We start from the raw sequence: 20,983 nt of genomic DNA, 5'->3' as shown, positions 1-20,983 counted from the left end.
GGGCAAGATTTTTAGCGCCCCTTGGCGACGCGGTCGAACGCCATCAGCTTTTCGAGCAAGGCCGGCATGTCCTTGAGGGGCACCATGTTGGGGCCGTCGGAAGAGGTCGAGTTGTCCGGATCATGGTGGGTCTCGATGAAGACCCCGGCAACGCCGACGGCGACGGCAGCGCAAGCCAGCGTCGCGACGAAGCGCCGTTCGCCGCCGGAGGAGCCGCCCTGCCCGCCCGGCTGCTGCACGGAATGGGTGGCGTCGAAAATCACCGGCGCGCCGATCTCGGCCATGATCGGCAGAGCGCGCATGTCCGACACCAACGTGTTATACCCGAAAGAAGCGCCGCGCTCGGTGACCAGCACGTTGGCGTTGCCGGAACCGGTGATCTTGGCGACGACGTTCTTCATGTCCCACGGGGCGAGGAACTGGCCCTTCTTCACGTTGACGACCTTGCCCGTCCGCGCCGCGGCGACAAGCATGTCGGTCTGGCGCGAAAGGAAAGCCGGTATCTGCAGGACGTCGACATGCGGCGCAACGATCGCGCATTGCTCCTCGGTGTGGACGTCGGTCAACACCGGGATGGAGAACGCCTTGCGCAGGTCGTCGAAGATGGGCATCGCCGCCTCGAGGCCGGCGCCGCGCGTCGCCGACAGCGAGGTGCGGTTCGCCTTGTCGTAGCTCGTCTTGTAGACGAGCCCTATGCCCAGCCGCTCAGTCAGTTCCTTTAGCGCACCGGCCATGTCGAAGGCGTGCTGGCGCGATTCGAGCTGGCAGGGGCCGGCGATCAGCGACAAGGGCGCATTGTTGGCGAAGACGACCTTGCCGACGGTTACCGATGCATTGGGCGCCAGGGGCTCGCTCATGGGATCTCCCGAAAGATGAAGGCTGCGCCCTGACCGGGCGCCGGCGGCACGACGATCTCGTCGCCGCTCATGTCGTGTTCGATCGCGTTGGCCGCAAGTAGCCGGGTGGCGGCGGCAATGCTGCGAACCGCAAAGATGATGGCCGCGAATCGAAGATCCGAGGGGCTCCCTGCCGATGCGCCAAAGCGCGAGGCAAAAGCGTCGGGCGTCAGAACGGTCAAAGTCGCGTTGGGCAATCGAACCTTGTCACCGTCGTTCGCGTCCTGACCGGCGGCGGTCGACAGCAGCCTGGCCTGGCTCGAAGGCCTGTCGCTGACCGCGACGATCTCGATGATGCCGGTCACCCCATTGGCATGCGCCTGCAGTGCCGTACGGTCGATCTTCGGCGCATTGATGCGCTGGCAGGCGAATAGGAATGAGTCCGTTGCCTTGCTGTCGGCCACGAACGCCAGTTTGAACGATGCCGTGTCGCTTTTGCCCGTGGTGTCGGTGAAGGCGCGCGAAAAGCTCAGCATGTTGCCGGCAGACAGCCCTGCTTCGACATAGCGTGCTTGGTCGGCATCGGCATCGGCGGTTCCGAACACGACCGCGGAGAAGCCCTCGTCGCCAAGCCTGCTGCGGTAAAGGCGGTCGCGCGCGACGAAGACGTTGCCTTCACCTATCGCCCGATCGGCCGTTTTTTCATCGCCGACGGCCAGCGGCTCCAGATAGGTGCCGTCAGTGAAAAAGACGCAGGCGTTTTCGGTTCCGAACGGATGGATGCCGGTCGGCGCGACGACAAAGCCGAGCGACGAAAGGCGCAGCCTTGCGATCTCGAGGCTTCGCGTGGGCAGAACGAGATGGTCGAGCGGATGTGTCGAAGTTTCGATCATACCGGCGCGGTGTGCCCCATTCCGGAAATCGGTTCAAGGCCTGACGCTCAAGGCATCGATGGATGCGGATTGCCTTTGGCTCAGGCGGCGGCAACGACGTCGGCCGAATAGCGCAGCTCACGCAACGGCTTCACCTTGCTGGTCGTCTCCGCATAGATCGGATGCGCCTTATAGGCGGTGAGCGCCGCCTCGTCTTCGAACTCGGCATAGACGACAACGTCGATCGCGTTGGAGTACAGGTCGACCTTGGTGTTGAGCGTCACCTCGAAATGCTTCGAATGAGGGATGTTGCCCAGCGCCTGCAGGCCTGACCGTACGGCCTCCACATCCTCTTTGCGCCGTACGCTGAAGAAAACGATGTGCCGGATCAATCCAGCCTCCTTGATCGACGGATGAGCGCGTTTTGTGGGAGCAAGGCCGTCGCGTCAACCGGCAACGATGTCGCGCCCTGCCGTCGAGGCGGCAGCGTCGGGTCTCAGGCCGCGCCGGTGACGTAGCGTACGATGCGCGACATCTCCCTGACGGTCGCATCGAGATAGTAACCGTGGTTGTAGAGGCCGTCCCAGATCAGGAAGAAGGTGATGGCGACGATGACGATCACATAACGCATGGCTGAAGCTAGCGCATGTCGCCGGCCGGAACCAGAGCGCCTTGGCTGCAATTGTGCGAGGTCACTGTTTTTGCGCTTTCAGGTTACTCCTCCACGGTTTGATGCGAATTCGGTAGGTTGTTAGGCTGGGGATACATAGGAGATTGGACACATGGCGCTCAAACGGATGGACAACGTAGGGATCGTCGTCGATGACCTCGAACAGACGATTGATTTCTTTCGCGAGCTCGGTCTCGAGCTCGAAGGGCGGGCCACGATCGAAGGAGAATGGGCTGGACGGGTCACTGGACTGGGCGATCAGCGCGTCGAGATCGCCATGATGCGCACGCCGGACGGCCACGGCCGGCTCGAGCTCTCCCGCTTCCTCGCGCCGCCTACCGTCGCGGATCACCGCAACGCCCCGGTGAACGCCCTAGGCTACCTCCGCGTCATGTTCGCCGTGGACGACGTCGACGAGACGCTCGAAAGGCTCCGCAAGCGCGGCGCGCAGCTCGTCGGCGATGTAGTCCAGTATAAAGACGTGTATCGGCTCTGCTATATCCGCGGACCTGAAGGGCTTCTCATCGGGCTCGCCCAGGAACTCAGCTGAACACAATGGCGAAGAGCGCCCCATGTCAGCGCGCGCGTCTCACAACGGGCCCTGGCGCAACTTCAAAGCGTGATGCGGTATTTGGCAAATCCCGCCTCGCCCTCGCCTGCGGGTTCGATCTTCAGCGACTTGACCTGATCGATGAAATCCTTCGCCCTGGGGCCGGTCTCGAAGACGACGCTGGTGCCGGCCAACGGCGCGAACGACCAGTTGCCGTCCGCCGATGGGTTGATCGTGCCCTTGCTGACGACGTAGCGCACGATCACGTCGCGATTGGTGTCGGGAGCCTCGTAGATGATCTTCGAGGCGTTGATCTCGGGGAAATTACCGCCGCCGCCCGCCCGATAGTTGTTGGTGGCGACGACGAATTTCGCCGCCGGATCAATCGGTTTTCCGTCGAACTTCAGATCGACGATGCGGCTGGAGCCGGCGTTGGCGATGCCGCCCTTCGAATCGTATTTAGGCGGCTGCGACAGGTCGATCCTGTAGGTGACGCCGTCGATGACGTCGAAATTATAGGACGGGAAGTCGGTGTTGATCAGCGGCTGATCCGCTTTGCCCGGTTCGATCCTGTTGAAGATGCCGGCCGACATCTCCAGCCATTCCTTCACCTGCGCGCCGGTGATTTCCACCGCCCGCACCGTGTTCGGATAGAGATAGAGGTCGGCGACATTCTTGATGGCGATGTCGCCGACCGGGACGTCGGTATAATAGTCGGCGCCGTTGCGGCCGCCTGCCTTGAACGGTGCCGCCGCCGACAAGAGCGGCACGTCCTTCCATTGCGTGCTCTTCAATATGTCCTTGAGGTACCAGCTCTGCGCCTGATTGACGATTTGCACCGACGGGTCGTCGGCGACCAAGGCGAAATAGGAATAGAGCGGCGCGGACGTCTTGCCGACGGGGCGGCGGACATAGGCGAGCGTCGCCTCGTGATCCTGCGCCAGCGCCGCGATGATGCGCTTGTCGTCGCCGACCTTGGCCTTGTTCTTGTTGTCGACGCGCTCATAGATCGGCCTCGCCTCGGAGGTGGCCGAGACGATCCGCCATTTCGAGCCGTCGCGCTCCAGCAGCAGGTCGATCAGGCCCATATGCGAGCCCCAGAAGCCGCCCATCACCGCGGGCTTGCCCTGCAGCGTGCCCTTCTCGGTGTCGACGCCGTCAAGCGCCTGGAAATCCTTCTTGCCGGGGAAGACGAGGTGCTGGTGGCCGGTGAAGACAGCGTCGATGCCGTCGACGCCGGCGACGAAGAACGAGGCGTTCTCCATCATGTCGCCCTGCTTGACGTCGATGCCCGAATGCGAAAGCGCGATGACGATGTCGGCACCCTCCTCCCTGATCTGCGGCACCCAGGCCTTGGCCGCCTCGACGATGTCGCGCGTCTTCACATTGCCTTCGAGGTTCTTCAGGTCCCAGACCATGATCTGCGGCGGCACGAAGCCGATGACGCCGATCCGGATCGGCTGCTCGGCGCCCGAGCCGTCCTTGATCTTCTTGTCGAGGATCACATAGGGCTTGAGATATAGCTTGTCGTCGCGCGGGTTGGTGGCAAGCGTGGTGCCGCGGATCAGGTTCGCGCAGACGAAGGGGAAATTGGCGCCAGCCAGCACTTTGTCCATGAAAGACAGGCCGTAATTGAACTCATGATTGCCGAGCGTCGAGCATTCATAGCCGAGCAGGTTCATGCCCTTCATGACCGGATGCAGGTCGCCGTCCTTCATGCCTTTCTCGTAGGCGACGTAGTCGCCCATCGGATTGCCCTGCAAGAGGTCGCCATTGTCGATCAGCATGGCGTTGGTGGCTTCCTTGCGCACGGCGTCGATCAATGAGGCCGTGCGCGACAGGCCCATCGTGTCGTTCGCTTTGTCGGCGTAGTAGTCGTAGGGCAGCAGGTTCACATGGATGTCGGTAGTTTCCATGATCCTGAGATGCGCCTGGTTGGCCTGAGCGCGGGCGGAAAACGGGTGCAGCATGATCAGCGCCCCGCTGGCGCCGGCGCCGGCCAGGAACGAGCGACGACTGACGAACGGTTGCGACATTGTTTCCTCCTATTCGACAACGCAACAACCCCTGCCCCGAGCGCCGAACATGGCGTCGAAGGCGTTGCGAGTCCACGCCTGTCGGAAGCCTGTTGATCACGACAAGGTGACGCGTCGATGAAAGCAGCGTGGCAGCCAGTCAGTTCTTGTCGTCGTCGCCCTGAGTGATCAGCCGCGCGCTGCGCTGCCCGGTAAAATATATCCATAGCCAGCTAAGCGAAACCGCGAGCCGGTTGCGAAAATCGATCAGGAAGTAAATGTGGGCGATGCCCCAAAGCCACCAGGCGAGCCGGCCGGTGAGCTTGATCCAGCCGAAGTCGATGGCCGCGGCACGCTTGCCGATCGTTGCGAGATCGCCGTCATGCCGATAGCGGAACGGACGCGGCGCCGTATCGCCGGCGAGCCGCGCCTTGATGGTTGCCGCAACATGCCTGCCCTCCTGCTTGGCGGAAGGCGCCACGCCCGGCACCGGCTTTCCATCCGGCCGCAACAGATGTGCCGTGTCGCCGATGACGAAGATCTCGGGGCTGCCCGGCACGGTGAGATCGGGCTCGACCATCACCCTGCCCGCCCGGTCGGCCGGCGCTCTCAGCCATTCCGCCGCCGGCGAAGCGGCGACGCCCGCAGCCCACAGGATGGTCTTTGCCGGCAGATGCGTGCCGCCGAAGACGACGCCATCGGCGTCCAGATGCGTGACGGCGCGGCCGAGCTCGACTTCTACGCCAAGCCGCTCCAGAGCTTTCTGCGCATAGGTCGAGAGCTCAGGCGCGAAATTGGCCAGGATGCGGTCGCCGGCCTCGATCAGCACCACGCGCGCCTGCCGCGTGTCGATGTTGCGGAATTCGCCGCGCAGCGTGTCATGCGCAAGCTCGACAATGGTGCCGGCAAGCTCCACGCCGGTCGGCCCACCGCCGACGATGGCCAGCGTCAGCAGCGCCTGACGTTTGGCGGGATCGGTTTCGCGCTCGGCCTGCTCGAAGGCAAGCAGGATGCGGCGCCGGATTTCCGTGGCGTCCTCGAGCGTCTTCAGCCCGGGCGCGAAAGGCTCCCATTCGTCGTGACCGAAATAGGCGTGGCGCGCGCCGGTGGCGAGCACCAGCGTGTCGTAGGCGAGCGAGCTGCCATCCTCGAGCAGCACGCGCTTGGCGTTGCGGTCGATGCCGGTGACCGTACCCAGAAGCGTCGTCACGTCCTTGCGCCTGCGCAAGAGATGGCGGATCGGCCAGGCGATCTCGGACGTCGCCAGCGAGGTGGTCGCCACCTGATAAAGCAGCGGTTGGAAAAGATGGTGATTGCGCTTGTCGATCATGGTGATGCGCACCGGTGCGCCGGCAAGCGCGCGGGTGAGTTCGAGGCCGCCGAACCCGGCGCCGACGACCACGACACGATGGCTGGCTTCACTCATTTCATTCCACCTCGCCAAGCGGATTCACCGCCCGTCATGTAAGCATTTTTGTGCACCGCAACAATGCCGCCGCAGACAGCTCCATTGCCTGGGAGTCGTCGCCGGGTGTCGTGAATGCACATGCCGCTATTCAGGCGGGAGGTATAGCCTGAAGCAAAAATGACGGGAGCAAAGCATGATCGACGATCGCGATGACGGCCCGGCCCAATACGCCTCGCCGCCTTGTTTCATGCACGAGCTCGATCCGGCCTATCAGATGCCGCTGTCCGACTGGACGGACGTCAGGCGCTGGCGCAAGGCGGAGCGCGAACGACTGATCGGAGCGCGGCTTGCCGTCTCCGCCGATGCGCGCGCGGCTATGTCGGCACGCATTGCCGAGGGCCTCGACGCCCTGGTCGGCGACGTTGCCGGCCGCATGGTCAGCCTCTACTGGCCATTCCGCGGCGAGCCGGACCTGCGCGGCTGGATGGCGTCGATCAATGCGCGCAGCGGCCGCACGGCGCTGCCCGTCGTCATCGAGAAGGGTCGGCCCCTGGTCTTCCGCGCCTACGCGCCTGGAGACCGGCTGGAGAAAGGCGTCTGGAACATCCCGATCCCGGCCGAGGGCGATCCGGTGCTGCCCGACATCGTGATCTCGCCCGTCGTCGGCATCGATCCCGGCAACTATCGGCTGGGCTATGGTGGCGGCTTCTACGACCGTACGCTTGCCGCCATGCCGTTCAGGCCGCTGGTCATCGGTGTCGGCTACGAATTGCAGCGCATCCCCACCATCTACCCGCAGGCGCACGATATTCCGATGACGACGGTGGTGACGGAGGCGGTTAGAGGTAAATGACGATTACGCCATCTCCGGCCTCAAGCCGACCGCCGTCCTGTCGACGATCTCGCGCAAGGCGAAGGACGAGTTGATCTTCGTCACATGCGGCATGGCCGACAGCCATTCCTTGTGGATGCGCTCATAGTCGGCGAGGTCTTTTGCGGCGATGCGCAGGATATAGTCGTATTCGCCCGACATCAGATGGCAGGAAAGCACGTTCGGGCAGCGCTTGATCGCCGCCTCGAAATCCGACAGCGTCTTCTCGAATTGCCCCGACAGCGATATATGGACGATCGCCGTCATCTGGTGGCCGAGCGCGGCGTTCGACAGCCGCGCGTGGTAGCCTCGGATGGTTCCGGATTTCTCCAGATTGTCGAGCCGGCGCGAGCAGGCCGACTGCGACAGCCCGACCTTTTCTGCCAGCGCCGCGTTGGGGATCCGGCCATCCTTCTGCAAAGTCTCCAGAATGGCGATATCAATCCTATCGAGCGACATTTTCCGTGATTCCTACGAAGAAGTTGGAATTTTGCGCAACGATTATCGAAGACGTGGCGTTACCGCAAGTGCATTCGCAAACACATACGGAACGATTCATGCTTCACTGCGCCTCATGCATGTCGCCCTGAACCGCGCGGCGGTTTTGAGGCTTGCGGCATGCCCGGAAATGTCAGGGAGAGCGCCCGTTCAAGGGCCGGACAGGAGAAGAAAATGCGCGTCGGCTGCCCCAAGGAAATCAAAAACCACGAATACCGCGTCGGCCTGACGCCCGGCTCGGTCCGCGAATATGTCGCGCACGGCCACGAAGTGCTGGTCGAGACCGGCGCCGGCGCCGGGATCGGCGCCGACGACAACGCCTATCGCGCCGCCGGCGCCACCATCGCCAAGACGGCCGCCGACGTGTTCGCCAAGTCGGACATGATCGTCAAGGTCAAGGAGCCGCAGCCCAACGAGTGGGTCCAGCTGCGCGACGGCCAGATCCTCTATACCTACCTGCACCTCGCTCCCGATCCGGAGCAGACCAAGGGCCTGCTCGCTTCGGGCGTTACCGCCGTTGCCTATGAGACGGTGACCGACGACCGCGGCGGCCTGCCGCTGCTCGCCCCGATGTCGGAAGTCGCCGGCCGTCTGTCGATCCAGGCCGGAGCGACCGCGCTGCAGAAGGCCAATGGCGGCCGCGGCGTGCTGCTCGGCGGCGTTCCGGGCGTGCTGCCCGGCAAGGTGACGGTGCTCGGCGGCGGTGTCGTCGGCCTGCATGCGGCGAAGATGGCTGCCGGCCTCGGCGCCGACGTCACCATCATCGACCGCTCGATCCCGCGCCTGCGTCAGCTCGACGACATCTTTGGCGGCCGCGTCCATACCCGTTACTCGACCGTCGAGGCGCTGGAAGATGAGTGCTTCTCGGCTGACATCGTCGTCGGCGCCGTGCTGATCCCGGGCGCCGCGGCGCCCAAGCTCGTCACCCGCGAAATGCTCTCCGGCATGAAGAAGGGCTCGGTGCTGGTCGACGTGGCCATCGACCAGGGCGGCTGCTTCGAGACCTCGCATGCCACGACGCATGCCGATCCGACCTACGAGGTCGACGGCGTCATCCACTACTGCGTCGCCAACATGCCGGGTGCGGTTCCGGTCACCTCGGCGCATGCGCTCAACAACGCCACCTTGCACCACGGCCTGCAGCTTGCCGACAAGGGCCTGAAGGCGCTGGTCGACGACCACCACCTGCGCAACGGCCTCAATGTCCACAAGGGCAAGATCACCAATCGCGCCGTCGCCGAAGCGCTCGGCTACGAAATGGTCGAGCCGAAGGCGGTTCTCGCCGCCTGATTCAGAAGAAAACAGCTTCCTCCTGTCGCCCGCTGGTCCTTCCGGCGGGCTTTTTCTTTTCTGGTTCCCCGCGCGAGAAATCCGGGCAACAAAAAAGCGGAGCCAAAGCCCCGCTTCCTCGGTGTTGCGATGTGCCGCCGGTCCATCCGCGGTCGGCAATCGATCAACGACCGCCTTTTAGCGCGGTTGTACGACGGGAATACGACAACGTTACTGTCTCGCTCGCCGCTTCGAAAATGCCGGCCGCCGCCAATAAGCGTTGTGTGAAGCGTTTCACATTCGGCACTGGGGAAAAATGCCTAGACACGATCCGCCTGCTCGATGGCTTCTGTCGCAGGCTTTTTCCCAACTGCCCGCCAGACTATCGGCGGGCATTTTTTCATGCCCGTTCGATGCGGCACTGGTAGCAATTGTTGCTCGCCGAGCGGACGTGGATATAGGCGATGTCGTCGCGTTCGAACAAAGTCTCGGCGCGAGCCGCGATATCGCTAGTCGGGCTGACGGCGCCGCTGCCGTAGACGATGCGGTCGTCCTTGCCGTAGCCGCGAACGATATAGTCGCTGCTTGCGAGCATCTCTGGCAGCGCTTCCGCGTCCGCGGCGCGTTCGCATTCCTCCGCATGCAGGAAGATCGGTCCGGTCTCGGCGTAAGGCTGAAGCTCGGGGAACGGCCGGTAGGCGAGGATGAGATAGCTCTCGCCTACCGCAACATTCTTCATGCAATGCCGGCACGGCACGCCGTCGCCATCGGAAACCCTTCGTTCGGGCGTGAGGCCGTAGGCGTCTGGCCCTCCCCGCTGCAAGGCTCGCACGGCTTCGGTCGGCAGGGCTTTGAACTGGATGCTCATGGCTAAATCTCCGGCGTCGTTGCCCGGAAATTATGCCAGCGCGACCGTATCTCCCACCCGATTCCTGCCAAGCGGTCCGCGCGTCGCTCGGAGCGCAAGATCGAAATATTAGGAACCCGAAATCACGACACCGGAGTTATCGGACTCGCCAGACGGGGCGCTCCGCGCCATGATGATCGCTGTGGTGGGCTGGCGGCTGGAAATCTGGCGATGGTCCGAGCATGATCACCGGGGGATGTCTGTGCGGCGCAGTCCGCTACGAGAGCCGCGCCGAGCCGATCACCGCACGTCTGTGTTGGTGCCGCTTCTGCCAGTATATTGCGGCCGGCAATGCGGCGGTGAGCGTCTGCTTCTTGACGGCGCGCTTCAGGGTCGCGGGTGAGACGCGCGATTACGAAAGCGCGGCTGACAGCGGCAACAGGATGCACCGACGCTTCTGCCCAGCCTGCGGAGTGCATCTTTTCAGCGAGGCGGAGTCGCGCCCGCATCTGATCTTCGTGCGCGCTGGCACGCTCGACGATCCGAACATGATACGGCCCGCAGCGACGATCTGGACGATCAAGGCGCCGCCCTGGGCATGCATCGACACCTCGCTGCCGACCTTCGAGGGCCAGCCGCCGCCGGTGGCGTAGGCGCTTCGACGCAGTCGACCGGATCGGCTCCCCGGCGCCCTCTTTGCCCTCTGACTACGGCCTCATCACGCTCGCCGAGCGCTCGGCGAAGGTCATTGGATGAACGACCTCCCTCTTCTGCGCCACCGGCGTGAAGCCGAGCTTCTGGTAAAGCGGCAGCGCCGCCGGATGGTCGAGCGTGCAGGTCTGCACCGTGACGCGCTTCGGTCCATACGACCATGCGGCGGAGATAGCAGCGCCCAGGAACCAGCGGCCGATGCCCTGGCCGTGCGCATGTTCCATCATGCCGAAATAGGCGAGTTCCACTTCGTCCGGCAAATGCGGCTTGAGATCGAAGAAGCCGGCGGGGGAGCCGTCGAGGTAGAGCACCCTGATGTCGCGGTCCTCGCGATGCAGGCCGGCGGCCAGTTCCTCGTCGCTCAGTCTGAGCACGTTGACCCAGTGCCATTTGCGCCCGACCCGATCCATCAGGTAGCGGTAGAAATGCAGCGGGATGTCCTTGGTCTTCAGCAGCGCGATCTGACGGTTGTAAGGCAGCGGCGGCGACAAGGCCGGCGGCGCGTGCATCTCGAGGAATGTCACCATGACCTCGATATCCTTCGGCACACCGTTTTCCATCGCCGTCATTCCTTGCCCGTCACGACGGGCGTGTCGCTGAGGCCGCCCCATTCGGTCCATGAGCCGTCGTAAAGCCTGTTGTCGGTATGGCCAACCGTCTCCAGCGCCAGCGAGATCGCCGCCGCGGTGATGCCCGATCCGCACGAGGTGACGACCGGCTTTGAAAGGTCGATGCCGGCATCCTCGAGCACCTTGCGCAAGCGGTCCTTGGGCAGCAGCTCGCCATTCTCGGCAAGCGCGGCGACCGGGACGTTGTGGGCGCCCGGCATATGGCCTGAACGGACGCCAGGACGCGGTTCCGGATCGGTTCCGGCGAAACGTCCGGGAGAACGCGCATCGGCGATCTGGCTTTCTCCGCTTCCAACGATCCGGCGCATCTCGTCAAGGCTGACGACCCTGGCCGCATCGAAATCGGCGTAAAAGACGCAAGGCGCTGTTTTGGTCGGCTCCGCCGTCACCGGCCGCCCTTCCTCCCTCCAGCGGTCGAAGCCGCCGTTCAGGATGTAGACCTGGAAGACGCCCATGACCCGGAACATCCACCAGGCGCGCGGCGCCGAAAACAGCCCCGGACCGTCATAGACGACGATAGTGTCGTCGGCAGAAACGCCCATGGAGCCGACATATTGCGCGAAGTACTGGGGCGACGCCAATGTATGCGGCAGCTTCGAATCCGGGTCCGAAACGGCGTCCTGATCGAGAAAGCGGGCGCCGGGGATATGGGCGGCGACATATTCCGCGTGGGCGTTGCGCTGCTGCGTCGGCAGGTACCAGGAGGCGTCGATGATGGTGAGCCCCGGCGTTCCCAATCGCTTCTCGAGCCAGTCCGCGTCGACGATGAAAGGGCTGTCTTCGGCCATTTTCCTGCTCCTGTCCGCCTCTAGCGGCGCTGCCCGTCTTTGCCCGTCAATTCGCCGGCATCGGTCCGAAGCGGATGCGGAAGCGCCGGTTCTCGCGGCCCTTCTTCTCGATCTTGCCGACGTGGATCTCGCCGACCTCGCCGGTGCTCTTCACATGGGTGCCGCCGCAGGGCTGGCTGTCGATCGAGGCATTCTCGCCGATGCAAACCAGGCGGATCCTGCCGGTGCCGGCGGGCGGCCGCACGTTCTTCGATTTCACCAGGCCTGGATTGGCGGCCAATTCCTCGTCGGTGATCAGTCGCGTGAAGATCGGATGATCGGCGCGCACAAGCTCCATTAACCTCGCCGTCACATCCTCCTTGGTGAAGCCGGCGTCGGGAATGTCGAAATCGACGCGGCTGTCGTCCTCGGCGACCGCCGCCCCGGTGATCGGAAACGGACAGACGACGGTGAGCAGATGGCAGGCGGCGTGCATGCGCATCAAGAGATGCCGCCGCTCCCAATCGATGGCGAGCTTCAGCCTGTCACCGACCACCGGCATGGCCTGTTCGGGCGCCGGTACATGGATGATCTCGTCCTTGGTCTCGCCGGTGATGGTTGCCGCGATCGCGATGCGGCTGCCATCGGCCAGTTCGAGCATGCCGGTATCGCCGGGCTGTCCCCCCGACGTAGCGTAGAAGATGGTCCGATCAAGAAGAATGCCGCCGCGATCGTTGATGGCGACGACCTGTGCGTCCGCCGTCCTCAGATAGGCGTCGTCACGGAACAGCGCTTCGGTTCTGCGTGCCATCAAGCCACCTCTTCGAACGGCACCGAGATATCGGCCCTTTCTTCCATCCAGCCCGGCACCGGCAGGTTCTTGCCGCGCAGGAAGTCGGGATTGAACAGCTTCGTCTGGTAGCGCGTGCCGTAGTCGGCGAGGATCGTCACGATGGTATGACCGGGGCCAAGCTCGCGCGCCAGCCGGATGGCGCCGGCGATGTTGATGCCCGTCGATCCGCCGACGCAGAGCCCCTCTTCCTGGATCAGGTCGAAAATGATCGGCAGCGCCTCCTCGTCCGGGATCTGGTAGGAGAAGTCCGGCGTGAACCCTTCGAGATTGGCGGTGATGCGGCCCTGACCGATGCCCTCGGTGATCGAGCTGCCGTCGGATTTCAGCTCGCCGCTGGTGTAGAAGCTGTAGAGGGCGGCGCCCAGCGGATCGGCGAGCGCGATCTTGACATCCTTGCTCTTGGCCTTGAGCCCGATCGCGACGCCGGCGAGCGTGCCGCCGGAGCCGACCGCCGAAACGAAACCGTCCACCTTGCCGCCGGTCTGGGTCCAGATCTCCTGCGCCGTCGTGCGGATATGGCCGTCGCGGTTGGCGACATTGTCGAACTGGTTCGCCCAGATCGCGCCGTTCGGCTCCGAACGCGCCAGTTGCTCGGCGAGTCGCCCGGACAGCTTCACATAGTTGTTGGGGTTCTTGTAGGGCACGGCCGGCACTTCGATCAGCTCGGCCCCCAGGATCTTGATCGTATCCTTCTTTTCCTGGCTCTGCGTGTCGGGGATGACGATGACGGTCCGGTAGCCGAGCGCCTTGGCGACAAGCGTCAGGCCGATACCGGTGTTGCCGGCGGTCCCTTCGACGATGACGCCGCCGGGTTTCAAGAGCCCGCGCTGCTCGGCGTCTCGGATGATGAACAGGCCCGCACGATCCTTGACCGATTGCCCCGGATTCATGAATTCGGCCTTGCCCAGGATTTCGCAGCCGGTCGCGTCCGAAGCCTTGTTGAGTCGGATCAAGGGTGTATTGCCGATCGCTTCGATCACATTACGGGGCATTCAGGATTCCTTTGTGCGTGCGGTCGAGACCCTAGAAACCGGAAGCCGCGGTTTCAAGGCAAGATTTTGCCTGGTCCAGTCGCATTCCGGACGCTGCAATCTTCGCTATCATTTCGACGATCTGCCCAAAAGCGCTCTTTTCATCCGATTTCTTCGCCGCTAGAGCACTAACGCTTTGCGCGTCCGACCGGACGCGCAAAGCTGTAGGACTTTAATCTGGCGCATGATTCCTTTCCGAAAACCGGTACCGGTTTTCGGGGTCATGCGCCGACCCAGACAATTCGCAGGACTTTCAATGACACTCTACCGGGCCAACCCGAAAGACGGTGTCGCCTGGATCACGGGCGGCAGCAGCGGTCTCGGTCGTGCGCTGGCCAAGGATCTCGCAAGGCAGGGCTATACCATCGCGGTGACGGCGCTGCCGAGCGATCCGGTCGAGACGCTGCTGGTCGAGACGGCGCAGATGGCCGGCCATGTGAGGTCATTCCCCTGCGATGTGACCGATGAAGACGGGATGGCGCGGACGGCCGCCGCCATCGAGACGGAGATGGGGCCGATCGTGCTCGCCGTCTTCAACGCCGGCAACTACATCGCCACTCCCGGCGAGCACCTCGTGGTGCGCGATTTTCACCGATCCTTCGCCGTCAACTATTTCGGCATCGTCAACGGTCTGGTGCCCGTGGTCGATTATATGCGCACGAGAGGGCGCGGGCATGTCGTCCTGGTCGGATCGGTGACGGCTTATTCCGGCTGGCCGACCACCGCCGCCTATGGCGGCACCAAGGCGGCGATCAACATCCTGGCGGAATCGCTGAAATACGACTTCGACAAGATGAACATCCGCATCCAAGTGATGAATCCGGGCTTCGTCGATACGCCGCTGACCGAGAAGAACATGCTGCCGATGCCGGGTCTGATGCCCGTGCACCGGGCGTCGCGGCGCATGGCGCGCGGCATCAGGAAGGGAGGGTTCGAAGTCACCTTCCCCTATCACATCAGCTGGCCGCTGAAGCTGCTTGGCCTGCTGCCGCGGCCCTTCGGCCGACTGGTGATCGGGCTGACCACCAGCTGGTGGGCGCGACCGTTGTATTTCGACCGCAAGATGCCGAGCAAAAAAGCTCCGTCAGCGGACAAGGCAACCTAAAGCGCGCCGCGCTGAAACGGATTCAGGCGACGCGCTTTTAAGCCTTTGTTTCTATGCATGTCGTTTTCGCAAAACCGCTCCACAGTTTGCGCGACATGCGCTAAGGCGAAGGGCGATTGCCTCTCGGCAGGCACCGCCATAGGTTGAGAATTGTTGCTTGGAGTCGGCGATGGGGCGGCGGATCGTGCTTTCGATACTTGGTCTCGCCGTCATCCTTGTCGCAGGTTTCTTCCTCGGCCCACGCGTGGCGGCCGACACGACGATCCGCTTCGATCCTTCGGTGATCGGCGACGATCCGCAGGCCTATCTGGCGCGCGAGGAAGCCGCGGTGCCCAATATCCGCGACGGGCTGGACAAGGAGATCATCTGGGCCAACCCGCTGGTTCACGCCAAGACGAAGCTTGCGATCGTCTACATCCATGGCTTTTCGGCATCGAAGGGCGAGGTCCGCCCGCTTCCGGACGATGTCGCCGACGAACTCGGCGCCAACCTCTTCTACACCCGCCTGACCGGCCACGGGCAGGACGGCGCGGCCATGGCCGAAAGTAGCGTCAATGCCTGGATCAACGACTATGAAGAGGCGCTGGCGATCGGCCGCGCGATCGGCGACAAGGTGATCGTGATCGCCACCTCGACCGGCGGCTCATTGGCGACCTGGGCGGCAACACAGCCGGGCGCCTCCGACGGCGTCGCGGCGATCGCGTTCATCTCGCCGAATTTCGGCGTCAAGGCGTCCGGCGCCGAGATCCTGACCATGCCCTGGGGCAGAGAGATCGCCGAGCTCGTCGGCGGCAGGGAACGCAGCTTTCCCGCGCGCAACGCGCTGCATGAAAAATTCTGGACCACCAAATATCCCATGTCGGCGACGCTGCCGATGGCGGCACTCACCAATCTCGCCTATGGCGCGCCGGTCGAAAAGGCGACCACCCCTGCCCTGTTCATCTTCTCGGACGCCGACAAAGTGGTGCGGCCTGACCGAACCCGAGAGATCGCCGGCCGCTGGGGCGGTCCGCACGAACTGGTGCCGGTCGACGATACCGGCGATCCGGACAACCATGTCATTGCCGGCGATGCGCTGTCGCCGCAGACTACAGCCTTTCTCGCCCAGCGGATCGTGGTGTGGGTGAAGGCATTGATGCCGTAGCAATCGAACCAAGGAAACGAAAACGGCCGGAACGTTGCTTCGGCCGTTTTCCTATTTCGATCAAGCCTTGGCGAGGACTCAAGCTGCCCGGTTCGCCGGCCGCTTGCCGCCGAAGCGGCGCTTGTTGTTGCCCTTGAAGCGCTTGAAGCCGTCAGGCTGGCGCTCGCCATTCGGCTTGGCGGCCACCGGGCGTTCGCCCTGCGGCTTCGGAGCGAATTGGCGCTCACCATTGGGCTTGTCGCCGAAGCGCTTCTTGCCATTGTTGCCGCTGCCGGGGCGGCGGCCGTCGCGGCGCCCGCCATGATGCTCGCGATCGTTGGCCGGCTCGAAATGGCGCTCGGTCTTCTCCTTCGGATCTCGCTGCGGGTCGGGGCTGCCGAGGTGATCGGCGATCACCGGAAGCTTCATGCGGATGATACGCTCCACCTGCCGCAGCTTGCCGTTCTCCGACGGATCGCAAAGCGTGATCGCGATGCCGTCCCTGCCGTTGCGGCCGGTGCGGCCGATGCGGTGGACATAGCTTTCCGCCTCGTCCGGCAGGTCGAAATTCACGACGTGGCTGATGCCGGGCACGTCGATGCCGCGCGCCGCGATGTCGGTCGCAACCAGGATGCGCACCGAGCCGTCGCGGAAATCGTTGAGCGCCTTCTGGCGCGCGTTCTGCGACTTGTTGCCGTGGATGACGGCGGCGTTGAAGCCGTCGCGGGCAAGGTCCTTGGTGACGCGGTCGGCGCCGTGCTTGGTGCGCGAGAACACGATCACCGAGCGCATCGCCTCGTCGGCCAGCATCTTGGACAGCACCTGGCGCTTCTGCTTGGTGCGGGCAAGCACCACGCTCTGCACGATCTCGGCCGCCGTGGTGCTCTGAGGCGCGACTTCGATACGGACCGGGACTTTCAGCAGGCCCTTGGCGAGCTCGGCGATCTCGTTCGGCAGCGTCGCGGAGAACAGCGCCGTTTGGCGGTCGGGCGCGGTCGCCTTGGCGATGCGCTTGACGTCGTTGATGAAGCCCATGTCGAGCATGCGATCGCCCTCGTCCAGCACCAGCCATTTGGTGTCGGCAAGGATGAGGTCGCCCTCGCGCACGAGGTCGGTCAGCCGGCCGGGCGTCGCGATCAGGACATCGACGCCGGGCGCGATCTTCTTCACCTGGCTGTAGCGGGAGACGCCGCCGAGCACGAGCGCGGTCGAGATGTGGGCCCCCTTGGCGAGCAGCTTGATGGTGTCCTCGATCTGCACGGCAAGCTCGCGCGTCGGCGCCAGGATCAGCGCGCGCGCAGTCTTCGGCCGGCGCTTGGTGCCGAGCCCGATGATCTTCGACAGGATCGGCAGCGCGAAGGCGGCCGTCTTGCCCGAACCGGTCTGGGCGATGCCGAATATGTCGCGGCCTTCGAGCTGCGGCGGAATCGCCTGCACCTGGATCGGCTTCGGATCGGTGAAGCCCGCGGCATTGGCGGCCTTGAGCAGCGCGCCGGTGATTCCTAGGGTAGCGAAACCGTTCTGTTCCGCCTGGTTTTCGTTGGTCAAAATAATCTTCTTTCACGCGGCTCGATGCCGCAAACAGCGATGGCGGCAGGGCGCAACCTGCCGTCGAAAATTGTCAGGAAACGACAAGGCGGCGGACGGAAGCGTCCGCGCGGCTGCGCTGTCGTGCCCGCGAGCTTCATGCTCCCGGGGCTCTTTCGCCACCTTGCCGATCAACCGGAAAGAGGGAAAACAGACGCAACCAGTCTCATTCGTGGAGAAAGCCGGACAAACCGGCCCAAGCGCCTATGCCGCCGCATATGGCCGAGTCCGGCCTGAAATGCAAGCGGTGATGTTGCAATGCAACAAAAACACGGTGCTTGCGCTCCCCTGCCCTCCCGATTACCACAAATCACCTTTCCTTTTTGGGGGCAGCGATGAAGGACGTGCTGAAGGAACTCGAGCGTCGCCGCGAGATCGCCCGCATGGGTGGCGGCAAGGAGCGGATCGAGGCCCAGCACAAGAAGGGCAAGCTGACCGCCCGCGAGCGCATCGAGGTGTTCCTCGACGAAGGGTCGTTCGAGGAGTTCGACATGTATGTCGAGCACCGCTCCACCGATTTCGGCATGGAGAAGACCAAAATCGCAGGCGACGGCGTCGTCACCGGCTGGGGCACGGTCAACGGGCGGCCTGTCTATCTCTTCGCCAAGGATTTCACCGTCTTCGGCGGCTCGCTGTCGGAAGCGCATGCCGAGAAGGTGGTCAAGGTCCAGGAGATGGCGCTGCGCAACCGCGCGCCGATCATCGGCCTCTACGATGCCGGCGGCGCCCGCATCCAGGAGGGCGTGGCGGCGCTCGGCGGCTATGCCGAGATCTTCCAGCGCAACGTGCTCGCCTCAGGCGTCATCCCGCAGATCTCGCTGATCATGGGTCCCTGCGCCGGCGGCGACGTCTATTCGCCCGCCATGACCGACTTCATCTTCATGGTGCGCGACACCTCCTACATGTTCGTCACCGGGCCGGATGTGGTGAAGACGGTGACCAACGAGACGGTTACGGCCGAGAGCCTCGGCGGCGCCACTGTGCATACGACCAGGTCTTCCATCGCCGACGGCGCCTATGACAACGACGTCGAGGCCCTTTTGCAGATGCGCCGGCTGATCGATCTGCTGCCGGCCTCCAACACGGCCGAGATTCCCGAGATCGAATGCTACCAGCCGGTGACCGATCACGATCTTTCGCTCGACCGGCTGATCCCGGACAACGCCAACAAGCCCTACGACATCAAGGAACTTATCCTGAAGGTCGCCGACGAGGGCGACTTCTTCGAGATCCAGGCGAGTTTCGCCAAGAACATCGTCACCGGCTTCGGCCGCGTCGACGGTCGGACAGTCGGCTTCGTCGCCAACCAGCCGATGGTGCTGGCGGGCGTGCTGGATTCCGACGCCAGCCGCAAGGCGGCGCGCTTCGTGCGTTTTTGCGATTGCTTCTCGATCCCGATCGTCACTTTCGTCGACGTTCCGGGCTTCCTGCCAGGCACCGCGCAGGAATATGGCGGGCTGATCAAGCATGGCGCCAAACTGCTGTTCGCCTATGCCGAGGCCACCGTGCCAAAGATCACCGTCATCACCCGCAAGGCCTATGGCGGCGCCTACGACGTCATGGCGTCAAAGCACCTGCGCGGAGACATGAATTATGCCTGGCCGACGGCGCAGATCGCGGTGATGGGCGCAAGGGGCGCGGTCGAGATCATCTATCGCAAGGATATCGGCAACGCGGAAAAGATCGCGGCCCACACCAAGGCTTACGAGGATCGCTTCCTGTCGCCATTCGTTGCGGCCGAACGCGGCTATGTCGATGAGGTGATCATGCCGCATTCGACCCGCCTCCGCGTGGCGCGGGCGCTGCGCATGCTGCGCAACAAGGACATGCAGAACCCCTGGAAGAAGCACGACAACATCCCGCTGTGAGCGGCAGGAAGTCGTAACGACTTGCAGCACGGCATGTCGTGGCGGCGGCCGGCTTTGCGAACGCTGTCCCTGTCGTTCCCGAGAGCAGTTCCTTTGACGCTTCGCCGATCTGCTCTAAGTACTAGCCTTAAACGATCGCGAACGGAAAATCGCCCGCACTTTCCTGGAATTGATCCAGGGCACACATTACAGCTTATGCGGATCTCGCAAAAGACGCGGCAATCTGAAAATTGAACTTTCGTCTGTGAACGACCTCACATTATTTCAAATATATTCTGTATTGCTAATGCTTTTCAGCGCAATGTAAAATAATGAATCTATTTATTAGTTATTTAAAATGGAGAACTTTGCCATGCTTGCGCGTTGCGGATGCTTTATCGTTCCGAAGGAAGTTCTCGATCGTTTTTCGAAAGATACGTCGCTCCCCAAGGCCGCTCGGGACGCATGTCGTCTCACGGCTGATCTCGAGCCGATCTGGCGCAAGCTGCGGAGCGCGCAAAACCAGGCCATCCAGGCACGCCTCGTGGTCAAGCCAAGCGCCCTGGCACTGGCGACCGCGCCAAAGGTCACGGTCTATGACTGCCAGGGCACGACGTCGTTGCCTGGAAGCCCCGTCGCCAATCCCGGCAACTCCTCCGATCAGACCGCGAAGCGAACGTTCAACGAGACAACCGCAGTCGCCGCGTTCTTCCAGACCTGCTTCGGCCGCAACTCGGTCGACGACCTTGGAATGACCCTGATGTCGTCCATCCATTACGACAAGGATTACAACAACGCTTTCTGGAACGGCAGCCAGATGACCTATGGCGACGGCGACGGCCAGATATTCATCGACTTCACCAAGTCGAACGATGTCATCGCCCATGAGCTCACGCATGGCGTGACGCAATATACTGCGGGGCTTGTCTATACCGACGAAGCGGGCGCGCTCAATGAAAGCATCTCGGACGTGTTCGGTTCGATGTTCCGCCAATGGGAAGGCAAGCAAACCTCCGACCAGGCGGACTGGCTGATCGGCTCCGGGATCATGGGCCCGGCCGCGACGGCCAAGGGCTACACATGCCTGCGCGACATGGCGAACCCAGGCGCCAAGCACTGCCTCTCGCCACAGCCGGACAACTACAAGAAGTATCAGGCGGGGGGCGATCCGCACTATAACAGCGGCATCCCGAACCATGCTTTCTACCTTGCCGCCAAGAGCATCGGCGGGCAGTCCTGGAACGAGGCCGGCAAAGTCTGGTATGCCGCCTTGACCAGCAGCAAGGCGACGAAGAACATGAGCTTCAAATCCTTCGCCAAGCTGACGCGATCGGCCGCCAAGAGCTTGTTTCCAAGCAATGCAGCCATATATGCTGCGGTCGACGGCGCCTGGACGAGCGTGGGCGTGCCGTAGCGGTTTCGGCCTTGCCGACAAGGCGCCAATCCAGCTGCGTTCCCTGCGCCGGACGCAGGTTCGCGGCACCGCGAACCTTG

Annotated in this window: 21 protein-coding genes; 8 read left to right on the top strand and 13 right to left on the bottom strand. The window is 63.3% G+C overall.

What is annotated here, in order from left to right:
* Positions 1–11 precede the first annotated feature (11 nt).
* From kdsA to QAZ47_RS21170, 4 genes are all read right to left on the bottom strand, one after another.
* Positions 12–857 (bottom strand): 3-deoxy-8-phosphooctulonate synthase, encoded by an 846-nt coding sequence (kdsA, locus tag QAZ47_RS21185; protein ID WP_278202636.1) that lies wholly within the window; start codon positions 855–857, stop codon positions 12–14.
* Positions 854–1,729 (bottom strand): VOC family protein, encoded by an 876-nt coding sequence (locus QAZ47_RS21180; RefSeq protein ID WP_278230605.1) that lies wholly within the window; start codon positions 1,727–1,729, stop codon positions 854–856. The genes kdsA and QAZ47_RS21180 overlap by 4 nt, the downstream gene beginning before the upstream one ends.
* A gap of 80 nt (positions 1,730–1,809) precedes the next feature.
* Entirely contained in the window at positions 1,810–2,100 is a 291-nt protein-coding gene (locus tag QAZ47_RS21175) for a Dabb family protein (RefSeq protein WP_278230604.1), read from the bottom strand.
* Positions 2,101–2,204: 104 nt separating this feature from the next.
* Positions 2,205–2,339, bottom strand: coding sequence for a hypothetical protein (locus QAZ47_RS21170; RefSeq protein WP_278077372.1), 135 nt, complete (start codon positions 2,337–2,339; stop codon positions 2,205–2,207).
* 151 nt (positions 2,340–2,490) lie between these two features.
* Between QAZ47_RS21170 and QAZ47_RS21165 the strand changes: the two genes are divergently transcribed.
* A complete protein-coding gene (locus tag QAZ47_RS21165; protein ID WP_278202634.1) occupies positions 2,491–2,928 on the top strand; it encodes a VOC family protein in 438 nt (145 codons plus the stop codon).
* A 62-nt stretch (positions 2,929–2,990) separates the two neighbouring features.
* Here the strand turns inward: QAZ47_RS21165 and QAZ47_RS21160 are convergent, their stop codons facing one another.
* Together QAZ47_RS21160 and QAZ47_RS21155 are read right to left on the bottom strand one after the other, a co-directional pair.
* A complete protein-coding gene (locus QAZ47_RS21160) occupies positions 2,991–4,964 on the bottom strand; it encodes a bifunctional 2',3'-cyclic-nucleotide 2'-phosphodiesterase/3'-nucleotidase (protein WP_278230603.1) in 1,974 nt (657 codons plus the stop codon).
* Positions 4,965–5,103: 139 nt separating this feature from the next.
* Entirely contained in the window at positions 5,104–6,369 is a 1,266-nt protein-coding gene (locus QAZ47_RS21155) for an NAD(P)/FAD-dependent oxidoreductase (RefSeq protein WP_278230602.1), read from the bottom strand.
* A gap of 175 nt (positions 6,370–6,544) precedes the next feature.
* Between QAZ47_RS21155 and QAZ47_RS21150 the strand changes: the two genes are divergently transcribed.
* Positions 6,545–7,204 (top strand): 5-formyltetrahydrofolate cyclo-ligase, encoded by a 660-nt coding sequence (locus QAZ47_RS21150; RefSeq protein WP_278230601.1) that lies wholly within the window; start codon positions 6,545–6,547, stop codon positions 7,202–7,204.
* Between the two features lie 3 nt (positions 7,205–7,207).
* Here QAZ47_RS21150 and QAZ47_RS21145 read toward each other — a convergent pair whose 3' ends face one another.
* The gene (locus QAZ47_RS21145; protein ID WP_278230600.1) at positions 7,208–7,681 is read right to left on the bottom strand and encodes an Lrp/AsnC family transcriptional regulator; all 474 of its coding nucleotides are present in this window, start codon (positions 7,679–7,681) and stop codon (positions 7,208–7,210) included.
* A gap of 213 nt (positions 7,682–7,894) precedes the next feature.
* Between QAZ47_RS21145 and ald the strand changes: the two genes are divergently transcribed.
* Positions 7,895–9,010 (top strand): alanine dehydrogenase, encoded by a 1,116-nt coding sequence (gene ald, locus QAZ47_RS21140; RefSeq protein WP_278077379.1) that lies wholly within the window; start codon positions 7,895–7,897, stop codon positions 9,008–9,010.
* Positions 9,011–9,389: 379 nt separating this feature from the next.
* Here the strand turns inward: ald and QAZ47_RS21135 are convergent, their stop codons facing one another.
* The gene (locus QAZ47_RS21135; RefSeq protein ID WP_278230599.1) at positions 9,390–9,857 is read right to left on the bottom strand and encodes a DUF1203 domain-containing protein; all 468 of its coding nucleotides are present in this window, start codon (positions 9,855–9,857) and stop codon (positions 9,390–9,392) included.
* Between the two features lie 221 nt (positions 9,858–10,078).
* On the opposite strand from QAZ47_RS21135, the gene QAZ47_RS21130 reads away from it, so the two are divergent.
* Positions 10,079–10,489, top strand: coding sequence for a GFA family protein (locus QAZ47_RS21130; protein ID WP_278230598.1), 411 nt, complete (start codon positions 10,079–10,081; stop codon positions 10,487–10,489).
* Between the two features lie 54 nt (positions 10,490–10,543).
* Here the strand turns inward: QAZ47_RS21130 and QAZ47_RS21125 are convergent, their stop codons facing one another.
* The 4 genes from QAZ47_RS21125 to QAZ47_RS21110 are packed head-to-tail and all read right to left on the bottom strand — an operon-like array spanning position 10,544 to position 13,788.
* Entirely contained in the window at positions 10,544–11,107 is a 564-nt protein-coding gene (locus tag QAZ47_RS21125; protein ID WP_278230597.1) for a GNAT family N-acetyltransferase, read from the bottom strand.
* 5 nt (positions 11,108–11,112) lie between these two features.
* Positions 11,113–11,964 carry a 3-mercaptopyruvate sulfurtransferase gene (sseA, locus tag QAZ47_RS21120; protein ID WP_278230596.1) on the bottom strand — a complete coding sequence of 284 codons (852 nt, stop codon included), beginning with the start codon at positions 11,962–11,964 and terminating at the stop codon, positions 11,113–11,115.
* Positions 11,965–12,010: 46 nt separating this feature from the next.
* Positions 12,011–12,754 (bottom strand): alanyl-tRNA editing protein, encoded by a 744-nt coding sequence (locus QAZ47_RS21115; RefSeq protein ID WP_278077385.1) that lies wholly within the window; start codon positions 12,752–12,754, stop codon positions 12,011–12,013.
* On the bottom strand, positions 12,754–13,788 hold the full coding sequence (locus QAZ47_RS21110) for a cysteine synthase A (RefSeq protein WP_278230595.1): 1,035 nt from the start codon (positions 13,786–13,788) through the stop codon (positions 12,754–12,756). The genes QAZ47_RS21115 and QAZ47_RS21110 overlap by 1 nt, the downstream gene beginning before the upstream one ends.
* Positions 13,789–14,083: 295 nt before the next feature.
* Between QAZ47_RS21110 and QAZ47_RS21105 the strand changes: the two genes are divergently transcribed.
* Together QAZ47_RS21105 and QAZ47_RS21100 are read left to right on the top strand one after the other, a co-directional pair.
* Positions 14,084–14,932: an SDR family NAD(P)-dependent oxidoreductase gene (locus QAZ47_RS21105; protein WP_278230594.1), complete on the top strand. Its 849-nt coding sequence runs from the start codon at positions 14,084–14,086 to the stop codon at positions 14,930–14,932.
* 169 nt (positions 14,933–15,101) lie between these two features.
* The gene (locus QAZ47_RS21100; protein WP_278202623.1) at positions 15,102–16,076 is read left to right on the top strand and encodes an alpha/beta fold hydrolase; all 975 of its coding nucleotides are present in this window, start codon (positions 15,102–15,104) and stop codon (positions 16,074–16,076) included.
* A gap of 78 nt (positions 16,077–16,154) precedes the next feature.
* Here the strand turns inward: QAZ47_RS21100 and QAZ47_RS21095 are convergent, their stop codons facing one another.
* Positions 16,155–17,603, bottom strand: coding sequence for a DEAD/DEAH box helicase (locus tag QAZ47_RS21095; protein ID WP_278230593.1), 1,449 nt, complete (start codon positions 17,601–17,603; stop codon positions 16,155–16,157).
* Between the two features lie 374 nt (positions 17,604–17,977).
* Here QAZ47_RS21095 and QAZ47_RS21090 point away from each other — a divergent pair, with 374 nt between their 5' ends.
* A complete protein-coding gene (locus tag QAZ47_RS21090) occupies positions 17,978–19,510 on the top strand; it encodes an acyl-CoA carboxylase subunit beta (RefSeq protein WP_278202621.1) in 1,533 nt (510 codons plus the stop codon).
* A 523-nt stretch (positions 19,511–20,033) separates the two neighbouring features.
* Complete coding sequence (locus QAZ47_RS21085; protein ID WP_278230592.1) at positions 20,034–20,903, top strand: M4 family metallopeptidase; 870 nt, start codon at positions 20,034–20,036, stop codon at positions 20,901–20,903.
* The last annotated feature ends 80 nt before the right edge of the window (positions 20,904–20,983 follow it).

This window comes from Mesorhizobium sp. WSM4904, assembly GCF_029674545.1.
Classification (GTDB): Bacteria; Pseudomonadota; Alphaproteobacteria; order Rhizobiales; family Rhizobiaceae; genus Mesorhizobium.
The sequence above is the reverse complement of the archived record's forward strand: the minus strand, read 5'-3'. Positions and strand labels throughout refer to the sequence as shown.

Coding starts and splice junctions, on each gene's coding strand:
- QAZ47_RS21180 (WP_278230605.1), bottom strand. CDS start 1,729: ATGATCGAAACTTCGACACATCCGCTCGACCATCTCGTTCTGCCCACG.
- QAZ47_RS21170 (WP_278077372.1), bottom strand. CDS start 2,339: ATGCGTTATGTGATCGTCATCGTCGCCATCACCTTCTTCCTGATCTGG.
- QAZ47_RS21135 (WP_278230599.1), bottom strand. CDS start 9,857: ATGAGCATCCAGTTCAAAGCCCTGCCGACCGAAGCCGTGCGAGCCTTG.
- QAZ47_RS21090 (WP_278202621.1), top strand. CDS start 17,978: ATGAAGGACGTGCTGAAGGAACTCGAGCGTCGCCGCGAGATCGCCCGC.
- kdsA (WP_278202636.1), bottom strand. CDS start 857: ATGAGCGAGCCCCTGGCGCCCAATGCATCGGTAACCGTCGGCAAGGTC.
- QAZ47_RS21100 (WP_278202623.1), top strand. CDS start 15,102: ATGGGGCGGCGGATCGTGCTTTCGATACTTGGTCTCGCCGTCATCCTT.
- QAZ47_RS21155 (WP_278230602.1), bottom strand. CDS start 6,369: ATGAGTGAAGCCAGCCATCGTGTCGTGGTCGTCGGCGCCGGGTTCGGC.
- sseA (WP_278230596.1), bottom strand. CDS start 11,964: ATGGCCGAAGACAGCCCTTTCATCGTCGACGCGGACTGGCTCGAGAAG.
- QAZ47_RS21115 (WP_278077385.1), bottom strand. CDS start 12,754: ATGGCACGCAGAACCGAAGCGCTGTTCCGTGACGACGCCTATCTGAGG.
- QAZ47_RS21130 (WP_278230598.1), top strand. CDS start 10,079: ATGATCACCGGGGGATGTCTGTGCGGCGCAGTCCGCTACGAGAGCCGC.
- QAZ47_RS21160 (WP_278230603.1), bottom strand. CDS start 4,964: ATGTCGCAACCGTTCGTCAGTCGTCGCTCGTTCCTGGCCGGCGCCGGC.
- QAZ47_RS21105 (WP_278230594.1), top strand. CDS start 14,084: ATGACACTCTACCGGGCCAACCCGAAAGACGGTGTCGCCTGGATCACG.
- QAZ47_RS21145 (WP_278230600.1), bottom strand. CDS start 7,681: ATGTCGCTCGATAGGATTGATATCGCCATTCTGGAGACTTTGCAGAAG.
- QAZ47_RS21150 (WP_278230601.1), top strand. CDS start 6,545: ATGATCGACGATCGCGATGACGGCCCGGCCCAATACGCCTCGCCGCCT.
- ald (WP_278077379.1), top strand. CDS start 7,895: ATGCGCGTCGGCTGCCCCAAGGAAATCAAAAACCACGAATACCGCGTC.
- QAZ47_RS21165 (WP_278202634.1), top strand. CDS start 2,491: ATGGCGCTCAAACGGATGGACAACGTAGGGATCGTCGTCGATGACCTC.
- QAZ47_RS21125 (WP_278230597.1), bottom strand. CDS start 11,107: ATGGAAAACGGTGTGCCGAAGGATATCGAGGTCATGGTGACATTCCTC.
- QAZ47_RS21110 (WP_278230595.1), bottom strand. CDS start 13,788: ATGCCCCGTAATGTGATCGAAGCGATCGGCAATACACCCTTGATCCGA.